General features: G+C 40.1%; 13 protein-coding genes. 9 read left to right on the top strand and 4 right to left on the bottom strand.

The window, feature by feature from the left end; genetic code table 11:
• Positions 1 to 9 precede the first annotated feature (9 nt).
• From NFU46_RS12470 to rmuC, 4 genes are all read left to right on the top strand, one after another.
• Positions 10 to 1,248 carry an AAA family ATPase gene (locus NFU46_RS12470; protein ID WP_175081417.1) on the top strand — a complete coding sequence of 413 codons (1,239 nt, stop codon included), beginning with the start codon at positions 10 to 12 and terminating at the stop codon, positions 1,246 to 1,248.
• Between the two features lie 14 nt (positions 1,249 to 1,262).
• A complete protein-coding gene (locus NFU46_RS12465) occupies positions 1,263 to 2,225 on the top strand; it encodes a transcriptional regulator (RefSeq protein WP_251602244.1) in 963 nt (320 codons plus the stop codon).
• Between the two features lie 416 nt (positions 2,226 to 2,641).
• Positions 2,642 to 5,785, top strand: coding sequence for a DEAD/DEAH box helicase (locus NFU46_RS12460; RefSeq protein ID WP_175081416.1), 3,144 nt, complete (start codon positions 2,642 to 2,644; stop codon positions 5,783 to 5,785).
• Between the two features lie 229 nt (positions 5,786 to 6,014).
• Positions 6,015 to 7,481, top strand: coding sequence for a DNA recombination protein RmuC (gene rmuC / locus NFU46_RS12455; protein WP_175079936.1), 1,467 nt, complete (start codon positions 6,015 to 6,017; stop codon positions 7,479 to 7,481).
• Positions 7,482 to 7,519: 38 nt separating this feature from the next.
• Here the strand turns inward: rmuC and NFU46_RS12450 are convergent, their stop codons facing one another.
• Positions 7,520 to 8,224 carry a hypothetical protein gene (locus NFU46_RS12450; protein ID WP_251602242.1) on the bottom strand — a complete coding sequence of 235 codons (705 nt, stop codon included), beginning with the start codon at positions 8,222 to 8,224 and terminating at the stop codon, positions 7,520 to 7,522.
• A gap of 126 nt (positions 8,225 to 8,350) precedes the next feature.
• Here NFU46_RS12450 and NFU46_RS12445 point away from each other — a divergent pair, with 126 nt between their 5' ends.
• Positions 8,351 to 8,926 carry a DJ-1/PfpI family protein gene (locus tag NFU46_RS12445; protein ID WP_175081415.1) on the top strand — a complete coding sequence of 192 codons (576 nt, stop codon included), beginning with the start codon at positions 8,351 to 8,353 and terminating at the stop codon, positions 8,924 to 8,926.
• Here NFU46_RS12445 and NFU46_RS12440 read toward each other — a convergent pair.
• Positions 8,921 to 9,802 carry a LysR family transcriptional regulator gene (locus tag NFU46_RS12440; RefSeq protein ID WP_175079933.1) on the bottom strand — a complete coding sequence of 294 codons (882 nt, stop codon included), beginning with the start codon at positions 9,800 to 9,802 and terminating at the stop codon, positions 8,921 to 8,923. The genes NFU46_RS12445 and NFU46_RS12440 overlap by 6 nt on opposite strands.
• Positions 9,803 to 9,902: 100 nt before the next feature.
• Here NFU46_RS12440 and NFU46_RS12435 point away from each other — a divergent pair, with 100 nt between their 5' ends.
• The 4 genes from NFU46_RS12435 (at position 9,903) to NFU46_RS12420 (ending at position 14,534) form a co-directional block, all read left to right on the top strand.
• Complete coding sequence (locus tag NFU46_RS12435) at positions 9,903 to 10,391, top strand: DUF2938 domain-containing protein (protein WP_251602240.1); 489 nt, start codon at positions 9,903 to 9,905, stop codon at positions 10,389 to 10,391.
• A 9-nt stretch (positions 10,392 to 10,400) separates the two neighbouring features.
• Entirely contained in the window at positions 10,401 to 11,051 is a 651-nt protein-coding gene (gene tmpT, locus NFU46_RS12430) for a thiopurine S-methyltransferase (RefSeq protein ID WP_251602238.1), read from the top strand.
• Positions 11,052 to 11,308: 257 nt separating this feature from the next.
• The gene (locus NFU46_RS12425) at positions 11,309 to 12,109 is read left to right on the top strand and encodes a class III extradiol ring-cleavage dioxygenase (RefSeq protein WP_188728577.1); all 801 of its coding nucleotides are present in this window, start codon (positions 11,309 to 11,311) and stop codon (positions 12,107 to 12,109) included.
• Positions 12,110 to 12,203: 94 nt separating this feature from the next.
• Positions 12,204 to 14,534 carry a S9 family peptidase gene (locus tag NFU46_RS12420; protein ID WP_251602236.1) on the top strand — a complete coding sequence of 777 codons (2,331 nt, stop codon included), beginning with the start codon at positions 12,204 to 12,206 and terminating at the stop codon, positions 14,532 to 14,534.
• A gap of 220 nt (positions 14,535 to 14,754) precedes the next feature.
• Here the strand turns inward: NFU46_RS12420 and NFU46_RS12415 are convergent, their stop codons facing one another.
• Complete coding sequence (locus tag NFU46_RS12415; protein ID WP_251602234.1) at positions 14,755 to 15,765, bottom strand: S9 family peptidase; 1,011 nt, start codon at positions 15,763 to 15,765, stop codon at positions 14,755 to 14,757.
• Positions 15,766 to 15,835: 70 nt separating this feature from the next.
• Positions 15,836 to 16,684 (bottom strand): LysR family transcriptional regulator, encoded by an 849-nt coding sequence (locus NFU46_RS12410; protein WP_251602232.1) that lies wholly within the window; start codon positions 16,682 to 16,684, stop codon positions 15,836 to 15,838.
• Between the last annotated feature and the right edge of the window lie 73 nt (positions 16,685 to 16,757).

The following is a 16,757-nucleotide window of genomic DNA, read 5'->3' as shown; positions in this document are numbered from 1 at the left end:
GAAGAAAGTATGTCTATCAATAATAATGCGCTAGCCACTTATAGGTTACTAAAAGCGACAGCAGAAGTTGCTGAAAAATCGCTAGAAGGACGTATTCAACATTATCGTGCCCATTTAAAGTCTGAAGAAAAAGAACTTCGTACTTATACGCAAAAAGCAGCCGCTGACTTATTAGGTTGTAATAATCGTACCTTAAAACGACGTCATGATAATGGTGACTTTGATGCACTTGATATCAAACGTGGTGCAAATGGCCACTACGCTTATACCTTGGTAAATATTTTTGCTATGGCTGATATCATGGATATTAAGCCTGATCACCGTACAGTTGATGATAAATTACAAGTTATCGTTATTAACTCGTTAAAAGGTGGTTGTGGTAAAACTACCAGCATGGTAAATATTGCCGCTGCACTTGCTACTACCAATATTAAACGTTACAGAATTGGTATTATTGACCTTGATCCACAAGGTTCTTCATCAAGCTTTTTCCCACCAAGTGAGCCAGACCCAATTACTGTGGGTGACTTAATGCGTGACTGTATTGAACTCGATGAAAATGAAACCTGGGATGAATTAGTATCAAACTCTTTCTTACCTACCCATATACCTAATATTCGTATTTTGCCTTCTGGTATGGATGATTTTTACTTCGAGCATGAAACAGCAACTTTATTAAAAGATAGCTCTAGTTATGATAAAACTCGTCACTATCATAAATTGCTCGAAAAAGTTATTGAACCGGTAAAAGATCAATTTGATATTATTCTAATTGATACAGCTCCATCACTTAACTTTATGTTTTATAATGCATTAATGGCTTCTACATCGATGCTTATCCCTGTTCATCCTGAAGCTGTAGACTTTGATGCAAACAATAAATACTTAAAGCGATTAGGCGAGATTTACCATACAGTTGCTGCGCTTGGCCACCAAGGTTGGGACTTCATGCAGTTCTTAGTAACTAACTATGTTAAAGGGAACCATTCACAGCGCGACATCGTTAAAGATGTTCGTAGTGCATTTGGTCGTCAAGTAATGAGTTACCCAATCAATCATAGCTCGGCAATTACCGCCAGCTCATCTTCTTTTAATACCATTTTTGATCAAAAAACGTCAGATAGCTTAGCTAGTCGTGAGTCACTACTTCGTGCGCAAGAAAATATCAAAGATGTTGTAGATGAACTTGAAATGCTGATCCGTTCTAATTGGCAGTCAACTCAATCGTCTCTAAATACAGCTAAGTAAGGTAATTAATAAAAATGGCTAAAAAACGTAAAAACGATACCAGCTTAGACCCTTTTTCAACGTCTATCGAAAGTAGCAGTTTAGATGCTTTGCTAGAGCAAGCTTCAGCTGGTGATGTTATCAGTATGCCTGCTCCAAGCGATCCTACACGTCAAATTACTTTGGTGTGTAAGGTTATTTCAAGCTCAGAAATTGAAGCTAAAACAAAGGTCTATGGTAAAAACCGTCGTGTACAATCATTACTAAATGAAAAGTCAGTTGCCGATATCCTTCCTGCAATTGCCGAAGACGGCCGTAATCAGCACCCTGCCCTATGTTGGGATAAAGGTGACGAAATGCTTGTATTAGCAGGCTCTCGTCGTCGTAAAGCATGTATCTTAAGTAACTCTGATTACTTAGTTTTAAGCTCTGAAGATTTCACAGATCAAGATGCTAAAATTCTTGCTGTATCATCAGATCAATACATTGCCCCAAGTCTATGGGAGCTAGGTCAAGCATATCAACAGACCCGTGATGAGCTTATTGCTGAGGGTAAAAAAGGTTCTTATCGTGAAATTGCGGCAATTGAGGGTGTATCACACACTGCTATTGCTGATGCTATCAAAGCGTATGAGAACCTACCTTCTGAGGTTTTAAGTCTTTACCCAACAGCGAATCATGTTGGCCGTGAAGTCGCTAAAAAGCTTATTAGTGCCAAAGAGCGTGATGAGCAGCTGTTTACCAAGCTTGTCAATGACGTAAGTAGTGATAGCGAAATAGCGCAAATTAGCAGTGATGATAAACGTGCTCTTGCAATTACCAAGCTATTAACTGCTGAGCCTGCAGCGCCAAGCCGTCGCGAAGCCCTTATTGATAGTGAGTTTGTCAGCGTACAACGTAACATCAAAAGCGGTGATTTATCTGTGAAAATCGATAATAAAGTGATGACAGACAAACGCTTAGAGCAGCTAACTAAGCTATTAAATAGCTTTAATTAGTTAGTAAAAGAATGATCTCTCACGCTTTTACTGTTAGTAAAAGCGTGATCTCCCCCCTTCCTTTTGTTAGTAAAATAGTGATCTATTACCAGTGAAATTGGTACTTATTACACTCTCAGATCAGTTTTTTACCAACTAATAACCCCTTTACAGGGCTTTTCGTTTCATAATTAGATTGCTTAGTAAAAAATTGATCTGTAAAGCCCCTGCCTTGTTATTAACCTGTTTGTATCTTGTGCGATTGTTGTTTGTTAAATGCTCAGCATGTCAGTTTTCAGCTTTGATTTTATTTTAAAGCAGGTTTTTACTAAGTTATCAGCTCCAACCAGTCCAATATTGCTCAATAGTGCTTTAGCTCTGGGCCGATAGATCATATACTGGCAGAATTATTTTTTGTTTTTACTGCCAAAAGCGTTATGTCTGCTAACTTATCCAAAAATGACTTATTAGCTATCTTTGAAGAAATCAAACAAGAGCAAGAAACTCAGTTTCCTCTGTCTGAGCGCTTCATCAAACAGCTATTTAAGCCGCATGTGTTAAGTAAAGCAAAAGAGTATCACCAGAACGGCCAAATCAACTGGTTAGAACATAACAGTGATTTTAGCGTTATTGATGCATCTATGTTTGGTAACGAAGGAAATACCTTTACTCAGCATATTGAGATCAGTAAATTACCAAGTGGTTTTTCGGTCGATTCGCATTGTACTTGTGGCTCTAAAACTAAATGCCGTCATATTGCAGCTGTGCTCCTAAAACTCAAAATTGAACATTCAGGTGACTACGGTGAAGACTACATTATTAACGATTGGTTTAGTGAGCTAAAAACCCTTAAGCAAGTTGCTAATGACAATGCCAAACAGGTTTTATTATTTGTTCTTGATGTAGAGAAATCTGTTGTAACCCTTACTCCTAAAATAGCTAATTATGACGCTGAGCATAACTATACTCTTGGTCGTAACCTTACCGAGCAGCAATTAAATAGTTTTGTAACCCCTACTGATTTATTAGAATCGGATTTTCGGTTATATAGCTGGATCCGTTCTCAAAATGCCCTTGGTAAACTAGAGCTTAAAGGTCAATGGGGCTTTGCAGCACTACAGCAATTAATTGCCACCCAGCGTTTGTTTTTAGGCCGTTCGCGCCAAGCAATTAAAGCTGACAGTATGCAAGCGTTAGAGTTTGATTGGAAACAAAACAAAGATTTAACGTCATTGAGCATGACGCTTGCTGGCCAAGATAATTGGTTATTGTTAAAAACAACCCCCCCTACTTACCTTGACCCTGAAAAGCTAAAAGTAGGCCGAATTCGTACTCCGTTAACGGCTGATGAAATAGCGTTACTTGCCAATATGCCTGCTATTCACACAGAGAACTTTGACCGCGTTTATCAACAGCTCAATGATAATTTTGGTGAAGGTGTGATCCCTCATGCATTTAAGGAAAGCAAAAAAAGCCTAGCTCGAACTGTATTCCCTGTCATCAGTATTAATAATGACGAGGGCACAATCCGCTTAGGATTGCAGTTTAATTATCAAAACTCTTTGTATGATTTAAGCCAGGCGCCAGCTGATATATTAAACCAGTCATTAGAAAACACCGTTGTAAATGAGTTAACTAACCTTGGCTTTGAATTATGTAAAGGGGCTTTACAAACTGAGTTTATCTTTAATAAACAATCAGTTATTCATGAGCATTGGTTAAAGTTTGAAATAATTCCAAACTTATTAAAACGCGGTTGGAAAATTAATGATGAGTTAGCAGTCGGCAAAGTCCTTAAACAACTTTCACTGCAAGTTGAGCGTGGTAAAGGTCATCAGATAGTTAGTAAAATCGTGATCTCTGGTGTTAAAACTCAACAGTTGTTTGTCACTGATAACAATACTTATCAATCGCTTAATCGACAAAGTGAGCGCTTTTATTACTTTACTGTAGGAAAACGCTTTGCTGTGGTTGAAAAGGCCGCGATGATGCAGCTTAATGATTATCGTGAACGTTTTGAGCATATTAAAACCCGTGACGAAATCTTAATGCCTTTGTCGTTTTTGCCTAAGCTCATCGAGCAAAAAGCAATTAAGGTTAATATTGTTGACGATGCTCTAGATGCTTATCTATCTGAATTAAATAGCTCACAACAGCTTATTAAAAAGTCCGATATTCAAGGCTTAAACCAGGGGGTGCAATTGCGTGAGTATCAACAACACGGTGTTGATTGGCTTAACTTTTTAAAACGTCACCAGCTTGGTGGTATTTTGGCTGATGACATGGGGCTAGGTAAAACCCTACAAGTTATTGCCTTTTTAGCTAATGCCAAGCAATCACCACAAGCAGGCCCCACGTTAATTGTTTGCCCAACCAGCTTGGTTGGTAACTGGCAAAGTGAAATTAATAAATTTGCGAGTAACTTAAAAATTACCACCGTCTTCGGTGCTGCGCGCAGCGACCAATTACAACAGTTGTCGCAAGCAGATTGTATTTTAACAACTTACCCACTGTTGAAGCGTGACATTGCCTTTTATTCGCCACTATATTTTGAAAACATCATTCTTGATGAAGCGCAATATATTAAAAACGACGCTGCGCAGGTTTCACGCTTGGTTAAGCGCCTTAATGCAGACTTTAAGCTCTGCTTAAGCGGCACGCCTATCGAAAATAACTTATTTGAGCTTAAATCTTTGCTCGACTTTGCAATGCCTTCTTTACTTGGTTCGCAAGCACATTTTAAGAGCTATTTTCAAACGCCTATTGAGCGTGATAACGACGTTGCCCGAGCTGATGAACTTAAGTCGTTGATTATGCCATTTATCTTGCGTCGCACTAAAGCACAGGTAACACAAGAGCTCCCAGAGAAGACAGAGCTAGTTAAAGAGTTTGAATTTGAGAGCAAACAAAAGGAAATTTACACCGGTATAACTGAATCTTTAGAGCAGAAATTAGTTGACCTATTTGCACAGCAAGGTGTGCAAAAAAGTAAGCTAGCCTTTTTAGATGCATTATTAAAGCTCAGACAAATCTGCTGTCATCCAAAATTGATCGACCCTAGTTCACAGGCTGGCAGCGCTAAACTTGAATGGTTATCTAAGCATTTGCCTATCATGCTTAGCGAAGGTCGTAAGGTGATTATATTCAGTCAATTCACCATGGCACTTGATGTCATAGCAGAGCGATTAAATGAATTAGGCATCAGTTTTAGTATGCTTACCGGGCAAACAAGACACCGCGACCGTGTTATCGAAGAGTTTACTCAAGGTGATACATCCGTATTCTTAATTAGCCTTAAAGCCGGTGGTACAGGGCTAAACCTAACTCAAGCTGATACTGTGATTCATTTTGATCCTTGGTGGAACCCTGCTGTTGAGAAACAAGCGACAGATCGTGCCTACCGTATTGGCCAAACTAACCCTGTTTTTGTTTATAAATTAATTATGGCCAACTCAATTGAACAAAAAGTATTTAAAATGCAGCAGCATAAGCAAGCCCTTGTTGATGCATTATTTACCGAAAAATCAATGAGTTTCACTCAATTTGATGAAGAGCAAATGCTTGCTCTGATAAAAAATTAAATTTTTTTAAAGTTTTTTTGAACTAATCAAATTTTGGGGCGTCTATTATTATGCTTGTTGTTAAATTGCAGTTTACATAAGCATTATGTTGATTTCCCATTTGGTTACTAAATTTTAGTAATGTTAGAGCCAGCTCACTTTGAGCTGGCTTTTTTTATGCCTAAACCCCCTACTCTGCTGAGCACTAATTCGTTATGATGATGTGTCTTTAAGTTATTGAGTTTTCGTTATGATTACAGAGCTGATTGCACAGATTAATTGGCAAAGTGGTGTGCTTGGTGCTGCTGTAGGTGCTGTTGCAAGTGGTGTTATTTTTGCCTTACAAAAAAGTCGCTTAAAAAATGAATTAACCGAACTGCAAAATAGTCAGCAAATCCAGCAAAATCATTTAGAACAAAAGCAGCTGCAACTTGAACAAAGCCAACTTACGCTTTCGCAGTTACAGCAAGATTACGCTGAACAACGTGATGAGTCTCAACACTTTAAAACCCGCTTTGTTGAACAAGAAAAGCAAGCACAACAATACAACCAGTTTTGGCGTCAAGTTGAAGCTGAGCTTGCTGATACTAAAGCTGCACTTAATCAGCGCGATGTTGATTTAAGTACCTTAAGAAGCACTATAGAACAAAAAGAACTGCATTTTAAAGAGCAGCTTAGTCATATCAAAGAAAGCAAAGAGCAACTCAAAAAAGAGTTTGAAAACCTCGCTAATCAAATCCTTGAAGAAAAATCGCAACGTTTTAAAACCTTAAACCAAGAAAGTATTGAGCAACTTTTAAAACCGGTTCAGGGAGAGCTAAAAGGCTTTCGCGATAAGATGGAATTGATCCACGTTGAAGATCTAAAGCAGCGTGCAGCACTAAAAACTGAGTTGTTGCATTTACAGGCTAAAAGCCAAGCTATCACCGAACAAGCTGATAGGCTGAGCACCGCATTACAAGGGCAAAAGAAAACCCAAGGTAATTGGGGGGAGTTAATGCTTGAAAATGTACTAGACAGCGCAGGGCTGCGTGCTGGAGTAGATTATCAGCGAGAAGTATCGTTTAACACAGAAGATGGCCGTCTACGCCCAGATGTTGTGGTGTATTTACCTCAGCAACGTCATTTAGTTATCGATGCGAAAACCTCTTTAAACGCGTATACACGCTATGTAAATGCCGATACAGAGCTTGAAGCGCAGCAAGCGCTTAAAGAGCATGTCACGGCGGTGCAATCACGTATAAACGAGTTAGCAAGCAAAGCCTACGACAGACTACCAGGTATTAACTCCCCCGAAGTGGTGATCATGTTTGTACCCATAGAGTCTGCATTTGTTGAAGCGCTTAAGTACCAGGGTGATATTTATCAGCAAGCAATCGAAAAAAATATCTTAGTTGCAACTCCAACGACCTTATTGACTAGCTTGAACATCGTAAAACAATTGTGGCGTTTTGAAGAGCAAACTAAACACTCAAAAGAGCTTGCCGCCCGTGCTGAGCGTTTTTACAACAAGCTCAATGGTTTCCTAACCAGTATGGAAGGGGTTGGTAAGCAGTTAGACCGCGCCAAAGAAAGCTATGATAAAGCGTTTTCTCAGCTGTACCGCGGTAAAGGAAACTTGATTAAGCAGGCCTCTGAGTTCAAAGAGTTGGGGGTTTCTGTTCAAAAAGAGTTACCCGCGGAAACTGTTGAAAAAGCCCAATTAGAGTTAGATTAAATGCGATACAAAAAAGCCAACGTCATGTTGGCTTTTTATTAGTTAATAAGTTCGGCTGAAACGATATCGTTGAGCATTAAAAAGTGGTTAAGTACAGACTCTTCAAGTTCGAATATCTGCGCGATTTTTTCGCCACTTGCTGACTTCCCTGTTTGCGCACCAGCAAACTCAATATGTAACCCTAAACGCTTCAGGGTTTGGGCGTCGTAACTATAAATAGCAGAATCACGTTTCTCTGTAATACCAGGCATCATACCTATGATAGTAACCGCCTGTTCAACATTAATGATATCGAAGAATTGTCGCTCTGCGGCTTGCCATTTTGCTATATAGCTAGCGACCTCAGGCGGTTGCTCCATGGGCACGTATAATGGCTGTAATGAGCCCCCATGCCAGCCGATAACGGCTTGCTCTTCAACGAGGACATGTGGGCTTGCGGTAAGTACATAGTTGGCACAAGACGATGCACAAAGCTCGTGTACCACAACATCGAGTTGATATTCATGAACTAAGCCACCTAAATGTAAACCCGCCATCACATCACCACCTTGGCTATTAATAACCAAGGTGTTGATTTGTTGATCGCTACTTACTAATAACTGTTCGAACTTTTCAACATTTTGCTTTGATGTTTCGCCCTGAAAATAAATAGTGCCCGGCGATACTTCACTAATTTCAGCAACGCTTTGCTGTGTTGTTTTACAACCAACCAGCAGCACGCTCAATAAAAATAAAAAACGCATTAACAATGCCTTGAAGTTTTGTTTGTATACAGTGCGCAATTTAATAATATGTCATTAACGAACTGCAAAAATGGCATAGTACGTTTTTTTACTTGAGAAATAAATCCACATAATAGGAACAATTGTATGAATATTGGAATTTACATCTATGATGATGCCGAAGTACTCGATTTCTCAGGTCCGTTTGAGGTGTTTAGTACTGCTAAGCGCCTAGCGAATAATGATTGGCAAGTGAGTTTAATTGCCGAAAGTGATAGTCCTGTACTTGCCCGCGGTGGTTATAGTGTAAACCCCCATTACAGCTTTGCTGACTGCCCTTCGCTTGATCTCCTTGTTGTGGTTGGTGGCGACCATACACGAGAGCTAGAAAAAGCAGAGGTTATTACTTGGTTAAAACACACAGCTACTAACACCAAGCGTGTTGCGAGTGTTTGTACGGGGGCGTTTTTGCTTGCCAAAACAGGGCTTTTGAACGGTAAAAATGTCACGACTCATTGGCAAGATCAACCTGAGCTGGCTGCTACGTTTTCTAAGCTCAATGTGATTTCAGATACTCGTTGGGTCACCGACGGTAAGTTTACCAGCTCTGGGGGAATTTCTGCAGGCATTGATATGAGCCTAGCGTTACTCGCTGAATTTATTAGTTACGAACACGCCCTACTGACCGCCAAACAGATGGAATATAAATGGCAGACGTTATAATTTCTCAGCCATGTAGTCAGTTATAAACTGTTTTAAGCAGGCAGCCTTTTTACTCAGTAAACGTGCGCTTGGCCAGATGGCATAAATGTCGCGGTTTTCTCCTCGCCAGTGTGGCAGTACCTGAACTAGCTGCTGAGATTTTAATTCATCGATAACCTCAAACCGAGGTAACAAAGCGATACCTTGCTCATCACAAACTAAGTATTTTACAAATCCAGTATCGTTAAAAGTACTAGCAAAGCGGCACATGTGAGTATGAGTTGCATTTGTTTGTGTATTAGTTAGCTGCCATTTATTTCTCAACGTGGTACCAATTAACCTATGCTGTTTTAAATCTGCAGGCTCTTCTATGGCAGGTGCCGAATTAAGGTATGCTTTAGTGCTTACAAATAATGTATCAGCACTGCCTAACTTTTTTTGATGGAGCATAGAATCAGCCTGCGGCCCGACTCTTATTGCTATATCAGCTTGGCTTTTTCTGAGATCTTCAAGTTGATTATTAAGCAATAACTCAAGTTGAATATCAGGGTACTGTTTAGTAAATGCGAGCCACATCGGCTTTAAGAAACCATGACTAATATTCAGAGGTGCTAAAACTTTAAGCTTTCCTGATAATTGTGCTTTTTGATCATTAAGCTGGCGGTGAGTTTGTTCAAACTGCTCAATTAATTCAACATAACTTTGAAAATATACCTCTCCTGCTTGTGTTAACGTGCATTGCCTTGCTGAGCGATTTAAAAGCTGCTCGCCTAGGCGTTGCTCAAGTCGTTGCAAGCGTCTCGATACAGTTGCGGTAGGCAACGACAAGCTCTCAGCCGCATTACTTAGGCCGCCTTGTTTAGCAATCTGTATGAATAGAGCAATATCGTCAATCATGTTCTCATTTATGCAATCATAGTTTGCTTATCTTGCTATTTTTAGCATTTTTGCAATTAGATATCATGTCTTTTATTAAATCATTTAAGAGCATCTAATTATGAGTGTTAATGATATTTATGTGATAACTTTTGTAGGCATAGCGGCGACTTTGTTCATTGATCTTTATGCTTTTATGCTGGCTAAAGTGTTTAAGATACCGTCATTAAACTTTTGTTTAGTTGGCCGTTGGGGCTTGGCTTTATTAGATGGAAAGTTTAAGCACCTGAATATAGCAACTAGTCCAGTTAAGCAGTTTGAGTGCGTGTTTGGCTGGTGTTTACACTACTTTATTGGTGTTTTATTTTCGTTTCTTTTTATATTATTGGTCGGTATTGCTTGGCTTGAACAGCCCACCTTAATCGCTGCATCTATATTTGGATTAGCTAGCGTATCTATGCCATTTTTTGTTATGCAGCCCGCTTTAGGGATGGGGATAATGGCTACGAAAACAGCAAACCCACTTCAAGCCCGCTTAAAAAGTGCTGTAACTCACCTACTTTTTGGTGTCGGAATATATTTATCAGCTCAATTCATTCAATTTATTTAGGAGTATGTAATGGACGCAAAGCATTGGCATCAACGTTGGGAAAATAACGAAATTGGTTTTCATGAAGGAGACGTTAACCGTTATCTAGATCAGTATTTTACTAACTTGAATTTGCAGCAAGGCGATACTGTTTTTGTACCACTGTGCGGAAAAACTCACGACATTCATTATTTACTTGGGCAAGGTATGCGTGTTGTCGGGGCTGAACTGAGTGAGATTGCCATTAAGCAGTTATTTGATGAGTTAAAGCTAGAACCCGAAATTAGCCAACACGGCGAACTATTATGTTACCAAGGCGCAAATCTAACCGTTTGGGTGGGTGATATTTTTGCACTTACTGCAGCTGATCTTGGCACTATCAACGCAGTTTATGACCGTGCCGCTTTAGTTGCGCTACCAAAGCCAGTACGAATTCGATATACCCAACATTTACTAGAGTTAACCAATAGAGCAAAACAATTAGTGGTGGTCTTTGAGTATCAGCAAAATGAGTTTTCGGGTCCGCCGTTTAGTGTGGTAGCCGATGAGCTACATCAGCACTACGATGCTTTTTATCAACTAACATTACTGTGCAAAGAGCCTCTCGAAGGTGGCTTAAAAGGGCAAGTGCCCGCCATGAACGTAGCTTGGGGTCTAATACCAATCCGCAATAATACTTAATCATTTTGAGGGATTAAACCTGTCGCTACCTGCGTTAAAAATTTCTGATTTAGAACAACTAAATAACGAAATTTTTGCCTTGTTATCAACGAGGTTTTATTGCCTCAAAATAGACCACTTTATTAAGCGAATTGGTATAAGTTAGTATTTACAAACTAATAATGTGTAAATTCACACTCTAGTTGTGCGTTTTTCTGGCTAGTTTTTATATCTTTGTGCGTGCACTATAGTGAAAAGTGTATTTAAGGAGCACATTTATGCAAAAGCCACGCGTTTTCTTTGTTTCTCATGGCGGCGGTCCTATGCCTTTACTTGGCGATCCAAGTCATGCCGATATGGTCACTTGTTTGCAGTCTATTGCTGCAAAAATTCAAAAGCCGTCAGCTATTTTGATGGTGAGTGCGCACTGGGAAGCGAACCCAATTAGCATCACTTCGAGCGCTGCTCCTGAGCTAATTTATGATTACTATGGTTTTCCTGAGCCTGCTTACAGTATTGAGTACCCAAGCCCAGGTGAACCAGCCCTTGCCGAAAAAGTACATCAGGCATTGGCAAAGGCTAATATTGATAGCACATTAAACCCATCTCGTGGCTTTGATCACGGTATGTATGTGCCTTTGAAGATTATGTATCCAGAAGCAGATATACCTTGTGTGCAATTGTCGTTACATCCAAGCCTTGAGCCAAGCTTACACCTAGCGATAGGTGAGGCTTTACAGCAGCTTGATTACGATAATTTATTGATCATTGGTTCTGGCTTTACTTTTCATAATATGCGCGCATTTTTCACCCCTGAAACCGCTGAAATTAAAGCGCAAAATATCGCTTTTGAGCAATGGTTAGTCGATGTATGTGGCAATACTGAGCTGAGTGAGCAGCAGCGACAAGCTAAGTTATTAGAGTGGCAAATGGCCCCTGCGGCGCGTTTTAGTCACCCTCGTGAAGAGCACTTATTGCCGTTACATGTTTGCTATGGTGCGGCGATGCGCCCTTGTAGTGATATCTACGAACTACGTATTGCCAACAAGCAAGCCAGTATGTTCTTGTGGGACGATTGAGTTTAAGTTCAACCCCCCTGATAACACGATAAAAGCTCAGATTTTATAAGTTTATTTTGGTACGCTAGGTAAGTTAAAACCTAGGAACAACAAAATGAACTTGATAAAAACATCAACCCTTGCGTTTGCTGTGGTTGCGGGTTTAGGTTTGCAGGCATGCTCAAGTACAGAGCAAGCTAGCACGCCATCAGCAACAGTGAACGCAACGGCTAATTCGCTCTCGCTTGAACAAATTTATAAAGAAAAAGACTTTAAAGCTGAGCGTAGCACCTATTTTACGTGGCTCGATGATGGTACTGGTTATACGGTACTTGAAGAGCGCGAAAGCGATAAAAACAGCCAAGACGATAAAGCTAAAGACGACGAGCACGGCGTAAAAGGCAATGATATTGTGTTTTATAACGCTGATGGGACGGGTCGTAAGGTACTGGTTAGCTACGAAAAATTAATTCCAAAAGGTGAGAAAGAGCCACTCACCGTTGAAAGCTATCAATGGTCTAAAGATGGTAAATGGCTGATGGTTTTTACCAATGGCGAGCAAGTGTGGCGCTCACGTAGCCGTGGTGATTTTTGGCTATTAAACCTCGAAACTGATTCGCTGTATCAGTTAGGTGGCGAAAACATCGAAGCGAAAAAGCTGATGTTTGCTAAGTTCTCACCAGATAGCTCAAAAGTAGCTTACGTGCGTGATAACAATATCTACATGGAAAAAGTGGGTAGCAAGGCTGTGACTGCTTTAACCACTGACGGTAACGACACCATTGTTAATGGTAATTTTGACTGGGTATACGAAGAAGAATTTACCATTCGTGATGGTTTCCGCTGGAGTCCAGACAACAAATCAATTGCCTATTGGCAGCTTGATACCAGTGGCGTGAAATACTTCACCATGATCAATAACACCGATGATCTCTACCCTACCCTTAAAGAGTTTCCGTATCCAAAAGCCGGCGAGATGAACTCAGCGGTTAAAGTGGGTGTGGTTAGTCTTAATGACAAGAAAACCCGTTGGGCTGAACTAGGTGGTGATAATCGCGATCGTTATATTCCACGTATTAGCTGGGCAGGCACTGGTGAATCTTTGATGATCCAAGATCTTAACCGTCCGCAAAGCCACAACAAGGTTTGGTTATTCGACTGGCAAAAACAGCAGCTGACTAAAATTCTTGAAGATAAAGACGATGCCTTTATTGAGTGGTTTTATAAAGCAAATTGGTCAAAAGACGGTAAGTTCTTTATTTGGCACAGTGAGCGTGATGGTTGGCGCCATTTATACCGTGTATCTCGCGATGGCAAAACGGTTGTTGATTTAACACCGGGCGAGTACGACATCATTGATATGCTAGCGCTCAACGAAGATAAAAACGTTATGTACTTTACTGCATCACCGGATGATCCTGGTCAGCGTTATTTATTCCGTACCTCGCTTGATGGCAGCTCTAAACCGGTGCGCGTAACGCCTGAGTCATTTGATGGTTCAAACAGCTATTACATGTCTAAAGATACCTCTTGGGCAATGCATACCTTCTCTAAGTTTGGCACGCCACCAATGAAAGAGATCATCAAAGTAAGCGATCACAGCAATGTGAAAACCTTAGTTGAGAACAAAGCATTAAAAGAGAAATTAGCGACTGAGCAATTACCGACTCACGAGTTCTTTACGGTTAATGCGCGCGATGGTGTTGAGCTTGATGGCTACATCATGTTCCCAGCGAATATGGATAAAAGTAAAAAATACCCAATCGTTTTCTATGTTTATGGTGAGCCATGGGGCTCAACAGTACAAGATCGTTGGGAAGGTAACAGTTACTTATACAAGTCGTATCTAACTCAGCAAGGCTTTATTGTTGCTTCAGTTGATAACCGCGGTACGCGCGCACCAAAGGGCAGAGATTGGCGTAAATCTATCTATAAAAAAATAGGCTCTATTACTGTGCGTGACCAAGTTGACGCCCTTGATGCAATGGCAAAACGTTGGGATGTCATTGATACCGACCGTGTTGGTGTATGGGGTCACTCAGGTGGTGGTAGTTCAACGCTTAATTTGTTATTCCGCCATGGCGATAAATATAAAGTTGGGATTGCCTCAGCCCCAGTGCCAGATATTCGCTTGTACGATACTATCTACCAAGAGCGTTATGCAGGTAACCCAAATACCGATCCTGAAAGTTACGACAATACGTCTCCGATCACCTTTGCAAAAGACCTGCAAGGTAAGTTGCTACTGATCCATGGTACAGGAGATGATAACGTTCACTACCAAGGTTCAGAGCGTTTAATTAACGAATTAGTTAAGCACAATAAACAGTTCGAGTTTTTCTCTTACCCGAACCGTTCTCACAGCCTACGAGAAGGTAAAGGCACTACCCTGCACTATCACACTATGATGGCTAACTTCTTCGAAAAGCATTTACTTAACAAGTAAATATGCTTTATTAAAAAATACCGCAGCTTAGACATTAAGCTGCGGTTTTTTTATGCAAACTGTAAACCCCCGTTACACAAATAAAGCGATTCGATGAAAGCTATCAAAAGTTCGAATTACATGATCAGTGCTGGTAATGGCGGCTGCGAGCTATTGGATTATCGAGCGAAGTGTGTAATGAAAAGGGCCTTATTTGGCCCTTCTTATTTTTAAAACAAAGTTACAAATAGGTGTTAAACCAATTAATTAGCTCTGTTTCTAGTTGCTTTTTATTGTTCATTAAAAAGTGATTGTCACCGTCATACACCACGAGTTTATGGGGTATTTGATGCTTATCTAGCGCTTTGGCAAATTGAATTGAGTTCTCGACCGATACTCGTTTATCGTCACTGCCATGAATAAGTAATATGGGCACTTTAGGCGATAATTTATCAACCCAGTTCATAACAGAGCGTGCTTCAAGCTCTGCTTGTTTGTTCTCTTTATAATTGGGAATACGACGCACATACACGTTTTTTTCCATGTTAGGTCTAAACGTAAGCTCTTTGACTAAATCGGTCGCTCCCGCAATGGTTGCAATAGCTTTAACCTTGTTTGTGTGTTGCATTGCAAGGTGGGTTTGCATGCCGCCTCTACTTACTCCTAACATACCAATACGGTTTTCATCTGCACTTGCTATGTGCGGAATAAAATCAATAAGCGCAAGTACGTCGTTAACGTCTTTGCCACCAAACTCATCTAAATCATCATTTTTAGTTGATGTACCGCGGTATTGGCTGCCGATAACCACAAAGCCTTGCTCTGCTAAAGGAAATAAATTGCGCATCATTGCAGCAAAATAAACACTGCCAAAATTACCGTTACCGCCGCGGTTATAAATTAATACTGGAAGCTTATTCTTGATGACTTTAGGTTTGATGATATAACCAAGCACCTCAACATTATCGACCTGATATTTAAAATTATGGCAGGTTAAATTAGCTTTAAAGTTATCGAACATATCTTGTGGAAAGGTTTCTTCAAAGGCTTTAATACGCTTTAAGTATGCTTCTTCGTTTTTAGCTTTGCGTTTATTCTTTTGCGCAATAAATTGGTGCCACGAATCATAGTCAGCAAAGATGCCTGTGAAGCAGTCTGTTTCTTTTGTGACATGTTCATCATCGATAATTTTCGCTGCGCTGGTAGAAAAAACAGCGAGAAATAGGCTGACAAAGAGTAGTAATTTATACACAACAACATCCTTATTGGTGATTAAAAGTTACTAATCCACAGTAACTTAAATGATGGTTATTTGTACATCATTAATTCAGTAACCGCTCAAGCCATTCAATCACAACGTTATGTGTTGCTGTTTCAAAGCGAGATTTTTCAGGAATGTAGTAACACAGTTTTGATTCAACATCTTGGCTATTAAACGATGTTAGTAACCCTGCATCTAGGTATGGTTGTACTAAGGTGTTTGAGCAAAACACCACACCTTTATTAGCGAGCACCTGATTTATACCAAACAGTTCTTGATCGAATGTTTTTACCTTGAAACATGAATCACTTAGGTTATTTTTTTTGAGCCACTGCGTTAGTGGTGGGGCTGGTAGGGCATTATTTTTCCATTGGCTGGTGTATAAATTAACCTGTTTATCAAGCCAAGGAGCGCTTTGTTGTGCGTTTACCGCATACATATCAAAGCGCTCATATTTGATAATATCTGCTTTGTTTACTTCCTCGCTATTTCCTAGCCGAACAGGCAAGGTATGCAGTTTCTTATCTAAAGTTTCACTAGTTGATATATCGAGCTGTAAATGTGGTTTTTCGCTATTTAGCTCATCTAAAGCGGGTATTAATCTTAGGGCTGCTAGAGATGATGTTGTGGTGATGCGTACTTGGTTATGTGCTTGGCTCAATTGTTCAATTGCCGCAAAAATAAGCTTAAAGCCGCTAGTTGTGTTTTGACTCAGGTACTCGCCTGATGGAGTTAAGGTAATCTTTCTCACCTCGCGATGAAATAAATCAGTATTCAAGCGGCTTTCTAGGTTAGCAATGTGGTGCGATACCGCTGTAGGCGTAATCGCAAGCTCAGCGGCGGCTGCTTTAAAGCTACCTAATCGCGCAGCTGATTCAAAGGCTTTTAAAGCTTGTAATGATATATGCATAGTTGAACCCATCTAAATTTATAGATGAGTATAACTTACTTATAGTGAATGATAACTCGTTTGTTAAATAGCC

The organism is Pseudoalteromonas sp. NCCP-2140 (assembly GCF_023708065.1).
GTDB lineage: Bacteria > Pseudomonadota > Gammaproteobacteria > Enterobacterales > Alteromonadaceae > Pseudoalteromonas.
This window is presented reverse-complemented; position numbering and strand designations above follow the sequence as displayed.